The sequence below is a fragment of the Pseudomonas sp. P5_A12 genome (assembly GCF_056400685.1).
In genome coordinates this window covers 1-21,012 of record NZ_JBFUKU010000046.1, presented here as the reverse complement: position 1 = coordinate 21,012, position 21,012 = coordinate 1, and the positions used below count along the sequence as shown (strand labels likewise).

At 60.1% G+C, this 21,012-nt stretch carries 14 protein-coding genes; 7 read left to right on the top strand and 7 right to left on the bottom strand.

Annotated elements, in window-relative coordinates; translation table 11 throughout:
• Positions 1-45 precede the first annotated feature (45 nt).
• The 4 genes from ptsP to AC1DSG_RS09415 all read left to right on the top strand — a co-directional run bounded on the left by ptsP (position 46) and on the right by AC1DSG_RS09415 (position 7,305).
• Positions 46-2,907: a phosphoenolpyruvate--protein phosphotransferase gene (ptsP, locus tag AC1DSG_RS09430; RefSeq protein ID WP_477790644.1), complete on the top strand. Its 2,862-nt coding sequence runs from the start codon at positions 46-48 to the stop codon at positions 2,905-2,907.
• Positions 2,907-3,848, top strand: coding sequence for a 1-phosphofructokinase (gene pfkB / locus AC1DSG_RS09425; protein ID WP_477790643.1), 942 nt, complete (start codon positions 2,907-2,909; stop codon positions 3,846-3,848). The genes ptsP and pfkB overlap by 1 nt, the downstream gene beginning before the upstream one ends.
• Positions 3,849-3,859: 11 nt before the next feature.
• Positions 3,860-5,599: a PTS fructose-like transporter subunit IIB gene (locus AC1DSG_RS09420; RefSeq protein ID WP_477790642.1), complete on the top strand. Its 1,740-nt coding sequence runs from the start codon at positions 3,860-3,862 to the stop codon at positions 5,597-5,599.
• 164 nt (positions 5,600-5,763) lie between these two features.
• Positions 5,764-7,305: an alkaline phosphatase D family protein gene (locus tag AC1DSG_RS09415; protein WP_477790641.1), complete on the top strand. Its 1,542-nt coding sequence runs from the start codon at positions 5,764-5,766 to the stop codon at positions 7,303-7,305.
• 60 nt (positions 7,306-7,365) lie between these two features.
• Here AC1DSG_RS09415 and AC1DSG_RS09410 read toward each other — a convergent pair whose 3' ends face one another.
• Positions 7,366-9,894, bottom strand: a complete 2,529-nt coding sequence (locus tag AC1DSG_RS09410; protein ID WP_477790640.1) for a PepSY domain-containing protein — start codon at positions 9,892-9,894, stop codon at positions 7,366-7,368.
• Between the two features lie 138 nt (positions 9,895-10,032).
• Positions 10,033-12,339, bottom strand: coding sequence for a TonB-dependent receptor (locus AC1DSG_RS09405; protein WP_477790639.1), 2,307 nt, complete (start codon positions 12,337-12,339; stop codon positions 10,033-10,035).
• A gap of 208 nt (positions 12,340-12,547) precedes the next feature.
• Between AC1DSG_RS09405 and AC1DSG_RS09400 the strand changes: the two genes are divergently transcribed.
• Together AC1DSG_RS09400 and AC1DSG_RS09395 are read left to right on the top strand one after the other, a co-directional pair.
• The gene (locus AC1DSG_RS09400) at positions 12,548-13,228 is read left to right on the top strand and encodes a Fe2+-dependent dioxygenase (protein WP_477790638.1); all 681 of its coding nucleotides are present in this window, start codon (positions 12,548-12,550) and stop codon (positions 13,226-13,228) included.
• Positions 13,225-13,992, top strand: coding sequence for a tetratricopeptide repeat protein (locus tag AC1DSG_RS09395; protein WP_477790637.1), 768 nt, complete (start codon positions 13,225-13,227; stop codon positions 13,990-13,992). Before AC1DSG_RS09400 ends, AC1DSG_RS09395 begins: the two co-directional genes overlap by 4 nt.
• Positions 13,993-14,050: 58 nt before the next feature.
• Here the strand turns inward: AC1DSG_RS09395 and AC1DSG_RS09390 are convergent, their stop codons facing one another.
• From AC1DSG_RS09390 to AC1DSG_RS09370, 5 genes are all read right to left on the bottom strand, one after another.
• The gene (locus tag AC1DSG_RS09390) at positions 14,051-15,214 is read right to left on the bottom strand and encodes a type III PLP-dependent enzyme (protein ID WP_007942814.1); all 1,164 of its coding nucleotides are present in this window, start codon (positions 15,212-15,214) and stop codon (positions 14,051-14,053) included.
• A gap of 499 nt (positions 15,215-15,713) precedes the next feature.
• The gene (locus tag AC1DSG_RS09385; RefSeq protein ID WP_477790636.1) at positions 15,714-16,871 is read right to left on the bottom strand and encodes an osmoprotectant ABC transporter ATP-binding protein OsmV; all 1,158 of its coding nucleotides are present in this window, start codon (positions 16,869-16,871) and stop codon (positions 15,714-15,716) included.
• A complete protein-coding gene (locus tag AC1DSG_RS09380) occupies positions 16,868-17,521 on the bottom strand; it encodes an ABC transporter permease (RefSeq protein WP_477790635.1) in 654 nt (217 codons plus the stop codon). The genes AC1DSG_RS09385 and AC1DSG_RS09380 overlap by 4 nt, the downstream gene beginning before the upstream one ends.
• 12 nt (positions 17,522-17,533) lie before the next feature.
• Entirely contained in the window at positions 17,534-18,427 is an 894-nt protein-coding gene (locus AC1DSG_RS09375; RefSeq protein ID WP_477790634.1) for a glycine betaine ABC transporter substrate-binding protein, read from the bottom strand.
• Positions 18,428-18,448: 21 nt separating this feature from the next.
• Positions 18,449-19,165 (bottom strand): ABC transporter permease, encoded by a 717-nt coding sequence (locus AC1DSG_RS09370; RefSeq protein ID WP_477790633.1) that lies wholly within the window; start codon positions 19,163-19,165, stop codon positions 18,449-18,451.
• Between the two features lie 488 nt (positions 19,166-19,653).
• Here AC1DSG_RS09370 and AC1DSG_RS09365 point away from each other — a divergent pair.
• The coding region (locus tag AC1DSG_RS09365; RefSeq protein ID WP_477790632.1) for a peptide chain release factor 3 at positions 19,654-21,012 on the top strand (1,359 nt) is incomplete at its 3' end.

The window sequence follows — 21,012 nt, the reverse complement described above, 5'->3', positions numbered from 1 at the left end:
TTCAAAACAATACCTGGCGTCATCAGACGCCAAAAAGGAGAAAGCATGCTCGAGCTCACCATAGAGCAGATTTCCATGGGCCAGTCGGCTGTGGATAAGTCCGCAGCGTTGCAGTTATTGGCCGAGCATCTGGTCACCGATGGACTGGTCGCCGAGGGGTATCTGGCCGGTTTGCAGGCGCGTGAAGCTCAGGGCTCGACCTTTCTCGGACAAGGTATTGCCATCCCCCACGGTACGCCGCAAACCCGTGATCAGGTGTTTTCCACCGGCGTGCGGCTGATGCAATTCCCCGAAGGCGTGGATTGGGGGGATGGTCAGATCGTTTACCTGGCGATCGGTATCGCGGCCAAGTCCGATGAGCATTTGCGTTTGTTGCAACTGTTGACCCGCGCCCTCGGCGAAACCGATCTGGGCCAGGCCTTGCGCCGTGCGAGCTCCGCCGAGGCCTTGTTGAAACTGCTGCAAGGCGCGCCGCAGGAATTGGCGCTGGATGCACAGATGATCGGCCTTGGTGTGTCTGCCGATGACTTCGAAGAACTGGTCTGGCGCGGTGCGCGTTTGCTGCGCCAGGCCGATTGCGTGAGCAACGGTTTCTCCGCCGTGTTGCAACAGGTCGAAGCGTTGCCCTTGGGCGACGGCTTGTGGTGGTTGCACAGCGAGCAAACGGTCAAGCGCCCGGGCCTGGCCTTCGTCACCCCGGACAAACCAATACGCTACCTCGGCCAGCCGCTCAGCGGACTGTTCTGCCTGGCCAGCCTCGGTGAAGCGCATCAGGCCTTGCTAGAACGTCTGTGTGCGTTGCTGATTGAAGGTCGCGGCCACGAACTGGGCCGCGCCACCAGCAGCCGCAAAGTGCTCGAAGTCCTCGGCGGCGAACTGCCGGCGGACTGGCCGAGCGCGCGCATTGCGCTGGCGAACGCCCATGGTTTGCATGCGCGCCCGGCGAAGATCCTCGCGCAACTGGCGAAAAGTTTTGAAGGTGAAATTCGCGTACGCATCGTCGACGGCCAAGACAGCGCGGTGTCGGTAAAAAGTTTGAGCAAACTGCTCAGCCTCGGCGCCCGTCGGGGCCAGGTGCTGGAATTTATCGCCGAACCGAGCATTGCCGCTGATGCCTTGCCGGCCCTGTTGGCCGCCATCGAAGAAGGTCTCGGTGAAGAAGTCGAGCCATTGCCGGCGGTGAGCCAACAGCGCGAAGAAGTCGCCGATGAGGCCGAAGTGCTGCTCGCCCCGGCGTCCGGCAGTGTGATTCAAGCCATCGCCGCGGCCCCGGGCATTGCCATCGGCCCGGCGCATATTCAGGTGCTGCAAATCATCGATTATCCGTTGCGCGGTGAGTCTGCCGGCATCGAACGTGAGCGTCTCAAACTCGCAATGGCGCAGGTGCGTCGCGACATCGAAGGCTTGATCGAACGTAGCAAGTCCAAGGCCATCCGCGAGATTTTCATCACTCACCAGGAAATGCTCGACGACCCGGAACTGAGCGATGAAGTCGACACCCGTCTCAAGCAAGGCGAAAGCGCCGAGGCAGCGTGCATGGGGGTGATCGAAGCGGCGGCCAAGCAACAGGAGTCGTTGCAGGACGCATTGCTCGCCGAGCGTGCGGCTGATTTGCGCGACATCGGCCGTCGTGTACTGGCGCAACTGGCCGGCGTCGAAACACCGAGCGAACCTGACCAGCCTTACATTCTGGTGATGGACGAAGTGGGGCCATCCGACGTGGCGCGTCTCGATCCGGCTCGCGTCGCCGGCATTCTCACGGCTCGTGGCGGTGCGACCGCCCACAGCGCCATTGTCGCTCGAGCGCTGGGCATTCCGGCGCTGGTCGGTGCCGGGGAGGCCGTGTTGCTGCTGGCGCCGGGTACGCCGTTGCTGATTGACGGCCAGCGCGGCCGCCTTCATGTGGATGCCGATGCGCTGACCTTGCAACGCGCCACCGAAGAACGCGACACCCGCGAACAGCGCCTGCAAGTGGCCGCTGAACAACGTCATCAACCGGCGCTCACCACCGATGGTCACGCAGTCGAAGTGTTCGCCAACATTGGTGAAAGCGCGGGCGTCACCAGCGCGGTAGAGCAGGGCGCCGAAGGCATTGGCCTGCTGCGCACCGAATTGATTTTCATGGCTCACCCGCAGGCGCCGGACGAGGCCACTCAGGAAGTCGAATACCGTCGCGTCCTCGACGGCCTGGCGGGCCGGCCGCTGGTGGTGCGAACCCTTGATGTCGGTGGCGACAAACCGCTGCCGTATTGGCCCATCGCCAAGGAAGAGAATCCGTTCCTCGGCGTACGCGGCATTCGCCTGACATTGCAACGCCCGAAGATCATGGAAGCGCAATTGCGCGCCTTGCTGCGGGCCGCCGACAACCGTCCGCTGCGGATCATGTTTCCGATGGTGGGCAGCGTCGATGAGTGGCGTCAGGCGCGGGACATGACCGAACGCTTGCGCCTGGAAATCCCGGTTGCCGACCTGCAACTGGGAATCATGATCGAAGTGCCGTCGGCCGCCTTGCTGGCGCCGGTGCTGGCCAAAGAGGTCGACTTCTTCAGCGTCGGCACCAACGACCTGACGCAATACACCTTGGCCATCGACCGCGGTCATCCGACCTTGTCCGCCCAGGCCGACGGCTTGCACCCGGCGGTGCTGCAACTGATCGACATCACCGTGCGCGCGGCGCATGCCCATGGCAAATGGGTAGGCGTGTGTGGCGAGTTGGCGGCTGATCCGCTGGCGGTGCCGGTGTTGGTCGGACTCGGCGTGGACGAACTCAGCGTGTCGGGCCGCAGCATTGCCGAGGTCAAGGCGCGTATTCGTGAACTTAGCCTTGCCCAGACGCAAATTCTCGCCCGACAGGCATTGGCTGTGGGCAGCGCCAATGAAGTGCGCGCATTAGTGGAGGCTCTGTAATGGCCCGGATTTTAACCCTGACCCTCAACCCGGCGCTGGACCTCACCGTTCAATTGCCACGCCTGGAACCCGGGCAAGTCAACCGCAGCGACGCCATGCACACCCACGCCGCCGGTAAGGGCGTGAACGTGGCGCAAGTGTTGGCGGATCTCGGCCATCAGCTGACCGTCAGCGGATTCCTCGGGGAGGACAATCTCCAGGCGTTCGAAACCCTGTTTGCCAAACGCGGTTTTGTCGATGCGTTCATCCGTGTTCCCGGCGAGACTCGCAGCAACATCAAACTGGCGGAAAGCGACGGGCGCATCACCGATATCAATGGTCCGGGACCGAGGGTCAGTGAAGCCGCGCAGCAGGCGTTGTTCGATCGCCTCGTGCAGATTGCGCCAGGTCACGATGTGGTCGTCGTCGCCGGCAGCTTGCCGCTAGGTGTCAGTGCGCACTGGTTGCAAGCGTTGATTGTGCGCTTGAAAAAACTCGGGTTGAACGTCGCCCTCGACACCAGTGGTGAAGCGTTGCGAGTGGCACTCAAAGCCGGGCCGTGGCTGATCAAACCCAACACCGAAGAGCTGGCTGATGCAGTGGGCTGCGAGGTCGTTTCGGTCGCGGCACAGGCGCAAGCGGCGAGCCGATTGCACGCTCAGGGAGTCGAGCACGTGGTGATCTCACACGGGGCGGATGGCGTGAACTGGTTCAGTGTCGGTTCGGCGTTGCATGCCACCCCGCCCAAGGTCAGCGTCGCCAGCACGGTGGGCGCGGGCGATTCGTTATTGGCCGGCATGCTTCATGGACTGCTCAGCGCCGATACGCCTGAACAGACCCTGCGCACTGCCACGGCGATTGCCGCGATGGCGGTCACCCAGATCGGTTTCGGCATCGGCGATGCCGCGCAATTGGCGCAGCTTGAACAGGGTGTGCGCGTGCGTCCCCTGACAGAACAATAAGAGGGTTTGTGATGAAGTTAGCCATTGTTACGGCCTGCCCGAACGGCATGGTCACCAGTGTGCTGTGCGCACGCTTGCTCGATGCGGCGGCTCAGCGTCAGGGCTGGATGACCTGCGTCGAAGTAGTGGATGCGGCGCATCCGGAGCGGCAACTGTCGGCGGCCACCATTGAGGGCGCCGAGTGGGTGTTGCTGGTCACCAGCGCGCCGGTGGACATGACCCGATTTGTCGGCAAGCGCGTCTACCAGAGCACCCCGGCGCAAGCCCTGCAAGACGTCGAAGCGGTGCTGCGTCGCGGCGCTGAAGAAGCTCAGCTATACGTTGCCCCCGAAGCAGTCGCCGAGCCCGCCGCCCTCACGAAAAACGTGCCACGACTGGTCGCGGTCACTGCGTGCCCGACCGGTGTCGCGCACACGTTCATGGCCGCCGAAGCGTTGCAACAAGCGGCCAAGCGTCTGGGCTACGATCTGCAAGTGGAAACCCAGGGCTCGGTCGGCGCGCGCAATCCGTTGAGCGCGGAAACGATTGCCGATGCCGATGTGGTGCTACTGGCTTGTGATATCGAAGTCGCCACCGAGCGTTTCGCCGGCAAGAAGATTTACCGCTGCGGCACCGGCATTGCGCTGAAGCACGCCGAAGCGACGCTGAACAAGGCGCTGGCCGAAGGTCGGCAGGAAACCGCCGCTACCGGCTCCAAAGGTCCGGCCAAACAAGAGAAGACGGGCGTTTACAAACACCTGCTGACCGGGGTGTCGTTCATGCTGCCGATGGTGGTGGCGGGCGGCTTGATGATTGCACTGTCCTTTGTGTTCGGCATCACCGCGTTCAAGGAACCGGGCACGTTGGCGGCGGCGCTGATGCAGATCGGCGGTGATACCGCGTTCAAGTTGATGGTGCCGTTGCTGGCGGGCTACATCGCCTACTCGATTGCCGACCGGCCGGGCCTGGCGCCCGGGATGATCGGCGGGATGTTGGCGAGCACCCTGGGGGCCGGTTTTATCGGCGGGATCATTGCCGGTTTCATCGCCGGTTATGCGGCGCAGGCGATCAACCGCTACGCGCGTTTGCCGCAGAGTCTTGAGGCATTGAAACCGATCCTGATCATCCCGTTGCTGGCGAGTCTGTTCACCGGTCTGGTGATGATCTACGTGGTCGGCAAACCGGTGGCCGGGATGCTCGAAGGGCTGACGCACTTCCTCGACAGCATGGGCACCACCAACGCGATACTGCTTGGTGTGCTGCTGGGCGGGATGATGTGCGTCGACCTTGGCGGTCCGATCAACAAGGCGGCTTACGCATTCTCGGTGGGGCTGCTGGCGTCGCAAAGTTATGCACCGATGGCCGCGACCATGGCGGCCGGCATGGTGCCGCCGATTGGCCTGGGCATCGCCACGTTCATTGCGCGACGCAAGTTTGCCCAAACCGAGCGCGAAGCCGGTAAAGCGGCGCTGGTGCTGGGGTTGTGCTTCATCTCCGAAGGCGCGATACCGTTTGCTGCGAAAGACCCGTTGCGGGTGATCCCGGCGAGCATTGCCGGTGGCGCACTGACCGGGGCATTGTCGATGTATTTCGGCTGCAAACTGATGGCGCCGCATGGCGGTTTGTTTGTGCTGGCGATCCCGAACGCAATCAACCATGCTCTGTTGTACCTGCTGGCGATTGTCGCCGGGAGTTTGCTGACGGCAGTGGCGTATGCGCTGCTCAAACGGCCTGAAGCAGTCGAACTGGCACTGGAACCCGCCAACGCCTGACATCATCCCTTGTGGGAGCGGGCTTGCCCGCGATGACGGCCTGACAGTCAACTCATTCGGTGACTGTCACACCGCTATCGCGGGCAAGCCCGCTCCCACAGGGGAAATGTGTCGTACTGGTTTCATCGGCATGTGCTTTAGTTTCCCTTTTCAGGGAGAACACCATGAGCGAATTTGACCTCGGTCGTCGTCGTATCCTGCAAGCGGTGGGCGCCGGGCTGCTGTTGCCGGGGCTTGCCCCGGCCGTGATCGCCTCGGTCAAGGATCGACCGCAACTCACCGACGGCGTGCAGTCCGGCGACGTGCTGGGTGACCGGGCGATGATCTGGAGCCGCAGCGACCGCCCAGCGCGCATGGTGGTGGAATGGGACACCCGCAGCCTGTTCAGCAACCCACGCCGATTGGTTTCGCCGCTGGCCGATGCCCGTACCGATTTCACCGCGCGCGTGGAACTCACCGGGCTGCCCGCCGATCAGGCGATTTTCTATCGCGTGTCCTTCGAGGACGCCCAAAGCGGTGTCGCCAGCGAACCCTGGTTCGGCCATTTGCGCAGCGTGCCGCAAAGCCGCCGTGACATCCGTTTTGTCTGGAGCGGCGACACCGCCGGCCAAGGCTTCGGCATCAACCCGGACATTGGCGGCATGCGCATCTACGAAGCCATGCGGTTGCGCCTGCCGGACTTTTTTATCCACAGCGGCGACACCATCTACGCTGACAGTCCGATCCCGGCGCAACTCACCACCGACAGTGGCCGGGTGTGGCGCAACATCACCAGCGAAGCCAAGAGCAAAGTTGCGCAAAGCCTCGACGATTATCGGGGTAACTACCGTTACAACCTGATGGATGAAAACATCCGCCGCTTCAACGCCGAGGTCCCGCAGATCTGGCAATGGGACGACCACGAAGTGGTGAACAATTGGTCGCCGGGCAAGCAGCTCGATGCAGGCTACCAGGAGAAAGATATCCGCAAACTGGTCGGCCGCGGGCGTCAGGCCTGGCTCGAATATGCACCGATGCGTTTGCAGAGCGCCGACAGCGGCGGGCGGATTTATCGCAAGCTCGGCTATGGGCCGCTACTCGATGTGTTTGTGCTCGACATGCGCAGTTATCGTGGCGCCAATGATGACAACCTCGGCGCTGCCAAACCCTTTCTCGGGCGTGAGCAACTGGACTGGCTCAAGCAGGAAATGAAAGGCTCGCAAGCGCAGTGGAAAGTCATTGCCGCCGACATGTCGATTGGCCTTGGCGCGCCCGACGGTCAGGTCAGCCCCGGCGTAACGCGGTGGGAAGCTGTGGCCAATGGTGATCCGGGACCGGCCCAGGGACGTGAACTGGAAATCGCTGAATTGTTGGGATTCTTGCGGGCGCAGCAAGTGCGAAATTTTGTATTTTTGACAGCGGAAGTGCACTACTGCGCAGCGCATCATTACCACCCGGATCGTGCTGCGTTTCAGGACTTTGAACCGTTCTGGGAGTTTGTTGCCGGGCCTTTGAACGCACAGAATTTTGGGCCTGATACGCTGGATAAGACGTTCGGGCCAGAGGTGGTATTCGAGAAGGCTCCGCCCGCGCAGAACACTTCACCGTTTGCCGGATTTCAGTTTTTTGGCGAGGTGAATATCGACGGGCAGACAGGGGAGATGAGGGTGGTGTTGCGGGATCTGGATGGGGTGGCGGTGTTTGAGCAGAAAGTGCAACCAGTCTAGTCTAATGGTTGTACACCAACCCCCCCGTAGGAGCTGAGCTCCTACAAGGAGTGTAGGGTGTCAGTAGACGTCGCGGCGGTAGCGGCCCTGTTCGATCAGACGATCGACCTCAGCAATTCCGAGCACTTCGTTGAGCACGTGATCGACGCCCGACGCCATCCCCTGCAAGCTGCCGCAGATGTAAATGACGGCACCGTCGGCCAGCCATTTCTTCAGCTCATCCGCTGACTCACGCAGTCGATCCTGCACATAAATCTTCTCGGCCTGATCCCGTGAGAACGCCAGGTCGAGTCGCTCCAGATCGCCCGAAATCAACCACTCCTCCAGCTCATTGCGGCACAGGTAATCGTGTTCCCGATGACGTTCGCCAAACAACAGCCAATGCCGTTGCTGCCCATCGGCAATCCGCGCCTTGAGCAAACTGCGCAGCCCGGCCAGGCCGGTGCCGTTGCCCAGCAGGATCATCGGCACCGGCTCGGCCGGCAGATGGAAACCACTGTTGCGTCGCACGCGCAGGCTGATGGAGCCGCCCACGGGCGCGTGTTCAGTCAGCCAACCGGAGCCGATGCCCAAGCTGCCGTCGGCGTGCATTTCCTGACGCACGATCAACTCCAGCACACCATCAGCTGCGATCGAGGCGATGGAGTATTCGCGCATGGCCAATGGCACCAGTGCATTGAGCAATGCCTGAGCGTGCAGGCCGACCAGATGGGCTCTGTTCTCAGGCAATTGGCGCGTGGCGAGCGCTTGTTCCAGAGGTTGTGACAATCCATCAAACGCAACGGCGGCGCGACCGTTGATGCCYAGGCCTTCGAGGAAGTGCTCGATGGCCCACGGGCAATTACGCGGCAGCACTTCCACCAGATCACCGGCCAGCCAACTGCTGGTGGACGGGGCGGTGAGACCCAGCAAGTACACCGGTGCGCCGCTGCTGTCCGGGTTCATCAATTCGCGGCGGGTCAGTGTCCAGTTGTCGTAACTCGGTGCTTGCCAGGTGTCGACCGGTGTTTGCCCGGTCAACAGGCCCAGTTGTTGCTGCCAGTGACGCAAGGCGTACGGGTCGCCGCTGTCGACTTCCACCGGCGCGAACAGGGTCTTGCCGCCATGCTCACCCAGCCAGGCGTGCAAGCGTCGGGCGAAGCCGCAGAAGTGCTGATACTGGCGATCACCGAGACCCAGTACCGCATAGTTGAGGTTTTTCAGGCTCGACGCCCGACCCAGCAACGTGCGCTCGAAGCCCCGAGCGCTGTCCGGCGCTTCGCCGTCACCGAAGGTGCTGACCACGAATAGCGCATTACTGGAATCCAGCAAATCCTGTTCGCTGACACTCGCCAGTGGCTGCACGTTCACCGGCAGTCCGGCGGCCTGCAATTGTCCCGCCGTCTGCCACGCCAGTTGCTCGGCGAAACCGCTTTGGCTGGCGAAACCGATCAGCCACGCCGGCGCATCGCTGCCCGGTTGTTCGAGGCCTTTGCGTGCGTCCTTGATCTGCTTTTTCTTGCGTCGGCGATCCAGGTACAGCAACCAGCCCGTGACGAAAAACAGCGGCATGGTCAGCGCAGTAATCGTCAGGATGATCCGCCCGACAATGCCGAAGTAGCTGCCGACGTGCAGCGCGTAGATGCTGGTGAGCAATTGCGCATTGAGACTCTTGTCGCTGTAACGATCATGTTGCTTGACGATGCCGGTCGCCGGATCGAGGGTGATCTGGTTCACGGCGCGGTCGTGGGGGGAGGTTTTCAGCAGGTAGAACACGGTCGCCGGCTGGCCGGCCACTGGCGGCATTCGGACGTTGTAGGCGCTGAGTTCCGGGCCCGCAGCGCTGTAGACGCTGCTCCAGATCGCCGCGTAGTCGGCGGTCGGTGGCGGACCGCTTGGTGCAGGACCGCGACCACCGCGCACGCGCTCCTTTTGTGGTGCGTCGGACAGCAAGCGGGTCAGGCCCTTGTTGTACCACTCATAGGACCAGGACAACCCGGTCAGCGCCGCGAAGAGGTAAAACACCAGGCACCAGGTACCGGCGACCGAGTGCAAATCCCAGTTGAAGCTACGCCCCTTTTTCTTCCAGTCCAGGGTCAGCCAGACACGCCAGCTTTTCCACTGGCGCGGCCAGCGCAGGTACAGGCCGGACAAGCAGAAGAACACCAGAATCAGCGTGCACGCGCCGGTGATGTTGCGACCGGTGTCGCCCATGGCCAGGAAGCGGTGCAGTTGCAGCATAAAGCCGAAGAAATCCTGGCCGGTGGCGTCGCCCATGAACTCGGCGGTGTACGGATCGAAGTAGCGCATCTCGCCACGGCGTTGGCCCGGTGGCGGCGTGAAAAACACCTTGGCCGCATTGCCGCTGTCAGTCTCGACGGAGAGCATTGAGACTTTTTTCCCCGACGCGGCTTCAATGTGCTCGACCAGTTCGACGGGCGGCAGGACGCCAGCAACCTGCTTCTCAACCTGCAACACGGAAGGATTCAGCACATTCAGGATTTCATCCTGAAACGATACAGTTGCCCCGGTGATGCCCATCAGGGCCAGGACCAGCCCGGCACTGATGCCGAAAAACCAGTGCAACTGGAACAGGGTTTTATTCAACACGTCGCTCGCCTTGTTCGTTCAAAAAGTGTCATCACGGCGCGCATTATGCCGTGGGTTGTCGAGAAACATTCTTTTTTACACACAAAAGCCCCGCTCATTGAGATGAACGGGGCCTGGCGTTATTGCCAGCCACTTCGATCAGAAGTGGAAGTTGGTGCTCAGCAATGCTGTACGGCCCGGCGCCTGGTTGGCGAAGTGGGTCGAAAAGGCTTTGTCGTAATACGTTTCGTCGGTCAGGTTCTGTACGTTCAGTTGCAGGTCGATATTTTTGGTCAGCTTGTAGGCCGCCATCGCGTCCCAACGAACGTAGGATTCAACCATGGTGGTGTTGGCCACGTTGCCGAAGACATCGTCGACATAGAACGCACCGCCACCGACCGTCAGCCTCGGCAGGACCTGATAGGTTGTCCACAGGCTGGCGCTGTTTTTCGGCGTGTTAGGCAGTTCGTTGCCGTTGTTGGCTCTGTTCAACGGCATGTCACCGCCATCGATTTGCTCGCTGTCCATGTAGGCGTAACCGGCGAAGACTTGCCATTTATCGGTGATCCTGCCGGTGGCCGACAGTTCGACACCCTGGACGCGGGTTTTGCCGGCGTTTTCATAGGTGTTKGTATTGACTTGAACGCGTGCGTTCTCTTTCTCGGTGTGGAAGATGTCGGCGGTCAGCGAAAGCTGATCATTGAGCAGATCCCACTTGGTACCAATTTCGTAGTTCTTGGTGGTTTCCGGTTTCAAATCGTTATTGACGGTACCGCCGCCCAAAGGATTGCCTTCGGAACCTTCGCCCAAGGTGTTGCCCGGTGGTGTAGCCGAGGTCGCGTAGGACGCATAGATGCTGCCGTTTTCCGCCGGTTTGTAAACGACGCCAAACTGCCCGGTAACGAACTCACTGGTGTCTTTGTCTTTGGCAGTGGTCACACCGGATGCGTTGAAGGTTTTGTAGTCGGTTTCGAAATGGTCGTAACGCAGGCCCATGTTCAGCAACCACTGCTGGGACAATTCCAGGGTGTCGAACACATACATCGCGTACGTGTCGGCCTTGGTGTCGGTACCGGCGTAGTTACGCGAGATCGCACCGTTCCATGGATCGTTCGGGTTCGGGTTGGACAGCGAGGTGCAGTTGTAACCGCTTGGCGCGCCGATCAACGCCGGGTTGCAGTTGGTGGTCACTGCCGCTGTTCCTGGCGTGGTGTCGGTGTTGACGTTGTACGTGGATTTCTGGCTCTCCTCGTGGGTGTACTCGATACCGGTGGAGTAGCTGTTCTTGAAGCCAGCGATGTAGAGGTCACCAAACAGATCGGTCTGGTTCGTCGTGGTATTGGTGTTGCTGACCCGGGTGTTTGCCCGACGCCAGACGGTGCCATTGTTGACGTTGCCCTTGCTGTCGTCCGGCTGGGTCAGGATGTAATCCTGCATGCTGCTACCGTGACGCAAGGTGTTCTTGACGGTCATCGCGTCATTCAGATCGTGCTCGATGGCGAAGGTCGAGATATCGGTGCGGCCTTGGCGGAAGTCACGGTCATTGAGGCCGTAGAAGTTTGTGCTGTTGCCGCCGTCGTCCGGTTTGTCCGGGTTGGATTTGGTCCGGGCAGCCGAACCTCCGGCCGGTATCGAGTAAGGAATGCCCGAGTCCGGCGTGTCGTTATTTTCCAGATGGTAGTAATCGAGGTTGACGCGGGTGTCGGTGCCCAGGCCGAAAGCCAGCGACGGCGCGATGCCCCAGCGGTCGTAGTCGACGCTGTCACGGCCGGCGACGTTGCTTTCGTGGCTCAACAGGTTCAGACGGCCAGCGGTGGTGTCATTTAGCTGATAGTTGCCGTCCATGGTGTAACGCTGGGTCTGGTCCGAACCCCAGGTAAAACCACCATCAAACGAGTCACCCAAGTGTGCTTTTTTGCTCACCAGGTTGATGCTGCCGCCAGCGGCGCCACGGCCACCGATGGCCGAGTTCGGGCCTTTGCTGACTTCAATCGATTCGACGGCGAAGATCTCGCGGCTCTGCGAACCGGTGTCGCGCACGCCGTCCAACATTGTATCGGCCTGCGCGTCGAAACCACGAATGAACGGACGGTCGCCTTGGGGGTTGCCACCTTCACCAGCACCGAAGGTGATGCCCGGAACGGTGCGCAGCGCGTCCTGCAAATTGAGGGCGCCCGTGTCCTTGATGACTTGTTGCGGGATGACGGTGATCGAACGTGGAGTATCGACCAACGGCGCGGTGTACTTGGACGAGGAGGCTTTTTCGACGAAGTAGGATGTCTCGTCCTGAGCCTCGCCAGTGATGGCGGTAGCGCCCAGCGACAGCACATTACTCGGTGCTTTTTCGTCGGCTTTTTCCGCCGCGAAAACCATGTGACCCGCAGTGCCGGCGGTAATTGCCATGCCAATGGCCGAAGCGAGCAGACGTGGTGAGCTGACCGGTACGTGTGGTAGTTGACGCGACATTATGAATTCCCTTCCCCAAGGATTTGAGGCCGCGGAATATAGGGTAGACGCGTATTTGTATCAATTGCGAAACGTTACTATTCGCGAAGAATTTACATTCTTTACAATTTAACCTTACGGTTTTTGGTGTTTCGTCCGTCGTGAGGGTTTTACTTCAGCAATAAGAATCAATACCATTAGCGCCCCTTTGGTCTCAGGTGTCTTTGCCATGCTGTTGCACATTCCCGGCTTGTTCGCGAAAGAAGAAGTGCAGCGCATCCGCGAGGCTCTGGAACAGGCCGATTGGGCGGATGGCAAGATCACCGCCGGCTATCAGTCAGCCAAAGCCAAGCACAATCTACAACTGCCCGAAGGTCATCCACTGGCCAAGGAAGTAGGGGCGGCGATGCTCGAACGGCTGTGGAAAAATCCGCAGTTCATGTCTGCCGCGTTACCGCACAAGGTTTTTCCCCCCTTGCTGAACTGCTACACCGCCGGCGGCAGTTTCGATTTTCATATCGATAACGCGGTGCGCCAGCCCAAGGGCAGCATCGAGCGGGTGCGCACCGATCTTTCGGCGACGCTGTTCTTCAGCGAACCCGAGGACTACGACGGCGGTGAACTGGAAATCCAGGACACCTTCGGCACCCAGCGCGTGAAGTTGCCGGCGGGCGACATGGTTTTGTATCCCGGCACCAGCCTGCACAAGGTCAACGCCGTCACACGCGGCACGCGTTACGCCTCGTTCTTCTGGACGCAAAGCCTGGTGCGCGAAGACAGTCAGCGCGCCTTGCTGTTCGAGATGGACGGGGCGATCCAGCAATTGACGCAGGATATGCCGGACCATCCTTCGTTGATTCGCCTCACCGGCACCTATCACAACTTGCTTCGCCGCTGGGTCGAGGTATGAGTTATCAACTGCGCCGCGAGGAAGTCCTCGACGGTGATTCGCTCAAGGCCATGCTGGAGCAAAGCCCGGCGCGCGCGGCCCAGGCGATTTTGATCGCTGCTCGCGAAGGCGTACTCGATGCTCAGGCCTTGCTGGGGCAGATTCTGCTGGACGGGAACGGCATCGCACAGGATCAGGCGTTGGCGTTGCGCTGGTTCGTGATTGCCGCGCAGGGCGGGCACCTGATGGCGCGCAACATGCTCGGGCGTTGTCATGAGCATGGGTGGGGTTGCATCGCTGATGCCTCGATTGCCGCGCGGCATTACCGAGTCGCGGCAGACGCCGGGCTGGATTGGGCGATGTACAACTACGCCAATCTGCTGGCGACCGGGCGAGGCGTGGTCGAAGACCAGTCTCGGGCATTGAACCTGTATCGACAGGCCGCTGAACTTGGCCACGCGAAGTCGATGAACCTGCTGGGGCGTTATCTGGAAGAAGGGCGCGATTGTCCGATGGATCTACCGGCAGCTCGGGATTGGTATCGACGATCAGCGGCCGGGGGGGATTTTCGTGGACAGTTCAGTTATGCCGCTGTGCTGGCCGAGGAAGGGAATGCCGAAGAGGCGTTGGCTTGGTTGCGTAAGGCATTGGCCGGAGGAAATCTGAATTTCCTGCGAGTTGCGAGCAAGTCGTTGTTGAGCGCCGGGAATCCACAAATCCGCGCATTGGCACCGGCTTACGCCCTGCGCATTGACGAGCTTGAGCGGCAACTGACACCGCGGTAACGCTGACACAAAAAAGCCCATGACACGTCATGGGCTTTTTGATTTCTGCGTGTGGTTTTTACACGTAGAACGACTTCAGCGGTGGGAAGCCATTGAACTCAACCGCGCTGTAGCTGGTGGTGTAAGCACCGGTCGACAACCAGTACAAACGATCACCAATGGCCAGGTTCAGCGGCAGGCCGTACTTGTAGTTTTCGTACATGATGTCGGCGCTGTCGCAGGTCGGGCCGGCGATGACCACTTCTTCCATCTCGCCTTTCTTCTCGGTCCAGATCGGGAACTTGATGGCTTCGTCCATGGTTTCGATCAGGCCGGAGAACTTGCCCACATCCGTGTACACCCAGCGCTCTACAGCGGTACGGGATTTACGCGCGACCAGCACCACTTCGCTGACCAGGATGCCGGCGTTGGCGATCAACGAACGGCCTGGCTCCAGAATGATTTCCGGCAGGTCGTCACCGAAGTCTTCCTTGAGGAAACGGATGATTTCTTCAGCGTAGGTTTCCAGGCTGTTGGTGCGGGTGATGTAGTTGGCCGGGAAGCCACCGCCCATGTTGATCAGCTTGAGGTGAATGCCGTCTTCTTCTTTCAGGCGCTCGAAGATCACTTTGACCTTGGCGATGGCGGCGTCCCAGACGCTGATGTCGCGCTGTTGCGAACCGACGTGGAACGAGATGCCGTACGGCACCAGGCCCAGGTCACGGGCGAGGATCAGCAGGTCCATGGCCATGTCGGTCTGGCAGCCGAACTTGCGCGACAAAGGCCAGTCAGCGGTGGTCGAGCCTTCAGTGAGGATACGCACGTAGACTTTCGAACCCGGTGCGGCCTTGGCAATGTTGCGCAGGTCGGCTTCGGAGTCGGTGGCRTACAGACGCACGCCCTTGTCGTAGAAGTAGCGAATGTCTTTGGATTTCTTGATGGTGTTGCCGTAGCTGATGCGATCCGGGCCAACGCCCTGGTTCATCACTTTGTCGAGCTCGTAGATCGACGCGATGTCGAAGTTCGAGCCTTTCTCTTTGAGCAGGTCGATGATTTCGACGGCCGGGTTGGCCTTGACCGCGTAGTAGACCTTGGCGAATTCGAAACCGGCGCGCAGGTCGTCATAGGCCTGGCTGATCATCGCGGTGTCGATCACCACGAACGGGGTTTCTTGTTTGTCGGCGAAAGCCTTCATTTTGTTGAAGGTATCGCGCGCGAAATAGTCTTCGACGTTGATCGACATGCTGGGAACTCCTACTGGCAAACTAGATTATTCAATGGGTGCGAGGGTGTGTCATCAATGAAATCGCGCACTCGTGATTTCATTGATGACACACCCTCCTGAACGTCCTCCGTATCCCCACTTTGGTTCGCCTACTTCCCAAGGCATGTCGCCGAAAGCAAAAAGGCCATGGGAGGCGGTGCTGCCCTTGGCCTTGCTGTCTCGTCGTCAGTACTTGAGCCGGATGGATCGTTTCCAGCATGGACGTTCGGCGCGAACTTTAGGGCGTGAGGGGCTTGAGATCAACAAAAAATGTCGCGTTTTTACACGGTTCCGTCGTGCGGTCCCTGACAACTACTGATGTAAACGACCTGCATGACAGTGTGATGTTCCCTCAAATGATCGTTCCCACGCTCCGCGTGGGAATGCATCAAGAGACGCTCTGCGTCTCAAAGGGCGGACGCAGAGCGTCCAGGGAGGCATTCCCACGCGGAGCGTGGGAACGATCAGAAGGAAGGGATCAGGCCAACGCAGTCTCGGCTGGCGAAACAATGCTGGTCTTGCCGCCACGGGATTTGCCCGAGCTCAAATACTCGGCAATCGATTCCTGAGTCACCTCACCCAGAAACACCCGCTGAGCATCCATCACCGGCAGCCAAGAGCGGTTGAACTCGTACATGCGCGACAGCAGGATGCGCAAATGTTCGTCGTACGCCGCCGTGGCATTGAACTCACGCAGATACTGCGCACAAGTCCCGGCCTGACGGTGCAGGTCGCGACGACGTACATAACCCAATGCCTTGTTCTCAGCACAGGTCACCACCACATAACGACGGTCCAGCTCGTCCATCAACTCCAGCGCTTCAGCCACCGGTGTTTCCGGGCTGACTGACGGTGCGTTGTCCGCCGCGTCTTCGGCTTTCACCAGCAACAGGCGCTTGAGCGTGCTGTCCTGGCCGACGAAGTTGCTGACGAAATCATCCGCCGGGTGCGCCAGCAGCGTGTCCGGGTGATCGATCTGCAACAGCTTGCCGGCGCGGAAGATCGCAATCTTGTCGCCCAGCTTGATCGCTTCGTCGATGTCATGGCTGACCATGATCACGGTCTTGTTCAGCGCACGCTGCATCTCGAAGAACTCGTTCTGGATCATTTCACGGTTGATCGGGTCGACCGCGCCGAAGGGTTCATCCATCAGCAACAGCGGCGCATCCGCCGCCAGCGCGCGAATCACGCCGATCCGCTGCTGCTGACCGCCGGACAATTCGCGCGGGTAACGATTGAGATACTGCTTGGGTTCGAGCTTGATCATGCTCATCAACTCGCGGGCGCGGTCGTGGCATTTCTGTTTGTCCCAGCCCAGCAGGCGCGGAACGATGGTGATGTTTTCCTCGATGGTCATGTTCGGGAACAGGCCGATCTGCTGGATCACGTAACCGATGTTGCGACGCAGGGTCACTTCGTCGAGGTCGGTGGTGTCTTCGCCGTTGATCAGAATCTTGCCCGAGGTTGGTTTGATCAGGCGGTTGATCATCTTCAGCGTGGTGCTTTTGCCGCAGCCCGATGGCCCGAGGAACACACAGATTTCGCCTTCATTGACGGTCAGGCTTACCGAGTCCACGGCTTTCACATCTTTGCCGTTGCTTTGGAAGGTCTTGCTGAGGTTTTGAAGTTCGATCATTTGAGCAATCCTTTTGGAGTCAGCGTGCGTTGCAGCCATTGCAGAAGCAGGTCGGCGAAGATGGCCAGGAGACTGACCAGCACCGCGCCGACGATCAGCATCGACATGTCGCTGCGGCTGATGGAAGCGAGAATGAGGACACCGAGGCCACCGGCGCCGATAGTCGCGGCGATGGTCATCACCCCGATGTTCATGACCACGGCGGTGCGCACGCCGGCCAGAATGACCGGCACGGCAATCGGCAGTTCAACCATGCGCAGGCGCTGGCCGAAGGTCATGCCGATGCCGCGCGCGGCTTCGCGAATACCCGGTTCGACGCCGGTCAGGGCGAGGTAGGTGTTACGCATGATCGGCAGCAAAGAGTACAAAAACACTGCCGTGATCGCCGGCATCGGACCAAGGCCCTGGCCGAATTTGGAGTAGAACGGCAGCAGCAGGCCAAACAGGGCAATCGACGGCACGGTCAGCAACACCGTGGCGCTGGCCTGCAACGGACCGGCGAGCGTCGGGAAGCGCGTCATCAGAATGCCCAGAGGCACGCCGACCAGAATCGCCAACGTCACGGCGATGCCGACCAGGGTGATGTGTTGCCACGTCAGTTGCAGCACCAGCGGCCAGTCGAGATGGGAAAAGGCGTTCAGAAATTCCATGACTTTTCCTCCTTATTTGATGGGGTGCTGGCGCAGGAAGTCCGCGGCAACGGATGACGGGCTTTCGTGATCGACATCGACCCGCGCATTGAGCTGGCGCATGGTGGCGTCATCGAACAGTTCAGCCAGCGGTTTGAGTTCTTCGGCCAGTTTCGGATGTGCGTCGAGGTAAACCTGACGCACCACCGGYGCGGCGGTGTAGTCCGGGAAGTAGTGTCTGTCGTCTTCGAGCAGTTTCAGCTTGAAAGCGTTCAAGCGACCGTCAGTGGTGTAAACCAGACCGGCAAACACCTGACCATTGCGCAGGGCGGTGTAGACCAACCCGGCATCCATCTGGCGAATGTTTTTGCGGGTCAGGTTCATGGTGTACAGGTCGACCATGCCGTCCAGACCGTCGGAACGGTTGGCGAACTCGGTATCCAGTGCCACCAGGTGATTGTCCTTTTTCTCAGCCTGCATCACCGTGTTCAGCTCGCTGATGGTGTTGATCTGTGGATAGGCCTTCGCGGTTTTTTCCGGCAGGGCCAGCGCGTAGGTGTTGCTGAATTTCGACGGGGTCAGCCAGACGAGGCCTTTTTTCACGTCGAGTTCTTTCACCTTTGCGTAGGACTGAGTGCTGTCGAGCTTTTCAGTGACATGGTTGTAAGCCACCAGCGACACGCCGGTGTATTCCCACATCAAATCCAGCTGACCACTTTCCTGGGCGCTGCGGGCCAGGTTGCTGCCCAGACCACCGGTCACTTGAGTGTCGTAACCCTTGGTGCGCAGGTATTGGGAAGTGATTTCTGCGAGCAGAGTTTGTTCAGTAAACACCCTGGCGCCGATGCGGATGACCGGTTTTTCAGCGGCTTGGGCAAATCCTGCAAACAGCAGGACGCAGCCTAGTAAAAAGCTAAATGTCTTCATAACAATTTCCTTTGCCGAGGCTTAAGACGGGCGCAAGCCGCGCTCGAGCCAGAGGCGGCTGGCGAGTGTCACCAGGCCGTCGAGCAGCAAGGCCAGCAGGGCGGTGCAGGCCGCGCCGAGCAGCAGTTGCGGCTGATTGTTCAGGGCGATGCCGGGGAAAATCAGGCTGCCCAGACTGTTGGCGCCGATCAGGAACGCCAGCGGTGCCGTTCCGACGTTGATCGCCAGCGCCACGCGCACGCCACCGATGATGATCGGCACCGCGTTCGGCAATTCGACTCGCCACAGCACTTGAGTCGGGGTCATGCCGATGCCGACGGCGGCTTCCTTGAGCGAACCCTGAACGTTTTTCAGGCCTTCATAGGTGTTGCGCACAATCGGCAACAGCGAGGCGAGGAACAGGGCGAAGATCGCAGGGCCGCTGCCGATGCCGAGGATGCCCAGGGCGATGGCCAGTACGGCGAGAGGCGGCACGGTGTTGCCGATGTTGAAAAGCTGCATGAAGCGTTCAGCGCGTCCCACCATGGTCGGGCGACTGAGGAAGATACCGGCGGGGATGCCCACAACAAGGGCGGCCAGCATGGAAACAAGGACGAGAATCAGATGAGCTTGCAGGTAAAACAACAAATCGTCGCGGTAATGTTCGATCGTGTTGATGCCAATCCAGTGGATCAGCAGGGCCAGAAGGGCGACGACAACCGCACCTCCTGTCAGCCCTTTGCCATAGCGAATAGCCACAGGCGGACTCCTTTTTTCTTTGTCGGCGAACGCAGTCCCGTGTGGCTTTCCATTCCTGGCTGCCGGGAAATCAACGTTCGCGAGAAGCAGCTCTTCAGGCGGGTAAAGCCGCATGAGATCGAGCCATAAGCGCAGCCTCGTCAGGCTAACTTGCTGATTTTTCAGCCCCTGGTACGAGTGCCGTAACAGGGGAGTGGACGTCTGCACCTTTTAAAAGGTTCCATAATTAACAGCATTTAGCCACCCCGCATTTCGTTTTGCCGGGGTAGCAGCTGCCGAGCCCGCGAGGCTGCGTTCGGCGRCGAAGCCGTCCTAAAACCAGACGCTTCGGTGTATCAGACAGCCCCTGTGCATCCACTCGACGACGACTTCGYCGCCGAACGCAGCCTCGCGGGCTCGGCAGCTGCTACCGGTGAACGGTGGTCCGGAGGTTACTTTTTAAGCTATACTCGCCGCCCTTTTTTGAATCACCTGCCAGGCGATTTCCCATGACCAAACAGGCCGCCGAAGTCGCGAAACGCCGCACTTTCGCCATTATTTCCCACCCCGATGCCGGTAAAACCACCATCACCGAGAAGCTCTTGCTGATGGGCAAGGCGATTGCGATTGCGGGCACGGTGAAGTCTCGCAAGTCCGACCGCCATGCCACCTCTGACTGGATGGAAATGGAAAAGCAGCGTGGTATCTCGATTACCACGTCGGTCATGCAGTTCCCGTATCGCGACCACATGATCAACCTGCTCGACACCCCGGGCCACGAAGACTTCTCCGAAGACACCTACCGCACCCTGACCGCGGTGGATTCGGCCTTGATGGTTCTCGACGGCGGTAAGGGCGTAGAGCCACGGACCATCGCGCTGATGGACGTTTGCCGTCTGCGTGACACACCGATTGTCAGCTTCATCAACAAACTCGACCGTGACATCCGCGACCCGATCGAACTGCTCGACGAGATCGAAGCGGTCCTGAAGATCAAGGCTGCGCCGATCACCTGGCCGATCGGTTGCTACCGCGATTTCAAGGGCGTTTATCACCTCGCCGACGACTACATCATCGTGTACACCGCCGGTCACGGCCACGAGCGTACCGATGTGAAAATCATCGAGAAGCTCGACTCCGATGAAGCCCGCGCACACTTGGGCGACGAGTACGACCGCTTCGTCGATCAGCTGGAACTGGTGCAGGGTGCCTGCCACGAGTTCAACCAGCAGGAGTTCCTCGACGGCCAACTGACCCCGGTGTTCTTCGGTACTGCACTGGGCAACTTCGGTGTCGATCACGTGCTCGACGCCGTGGTCAACTGGGCGCCGAAACCGCTGGCCCGTGTGGCCAACGAGCGCACCGTGGAACCGATTGAAGAGAAATTCGCCGGCTTCGTGTTCAAGATCCAGGCGAACATGGACCCGAAACACCGCGACCGTATCGCCTTCATGCGTATCTGCTCCGGCAAGTACGAAAAAGGCATGAAGATGCGCCACGTGCGCACCGGCAAGGACGTGCGGATCGGCGACGCGCTGACCTTCTTCTCCTCCGAGCGTGAGCAACTGGAAGAAGCGTTTGCCGGCGACATCATCGGTTTGCACAACCACGGCACCATCCAGATCGGCGACACTTTCACCGAAGGCGAAGTCCTGGGCTTCACCGGCATCCCGCACTTCGCCCCGGAACTGTTCCGTCGCGTACGCCTGCGTGATCCGCTGAAATCCAAGCAACTGCGTCAAGGCTTGCAGCAACTGGCGGAAGAGGGCGCGACCCAGGTGTTCTTCCCCGAGCGCAGCAACGACATCATCCTCGGCGCCGTGGGTGTGCTGCAGTTCGATGTGGTCGCCAGCCGCTTGAAAGAGGAA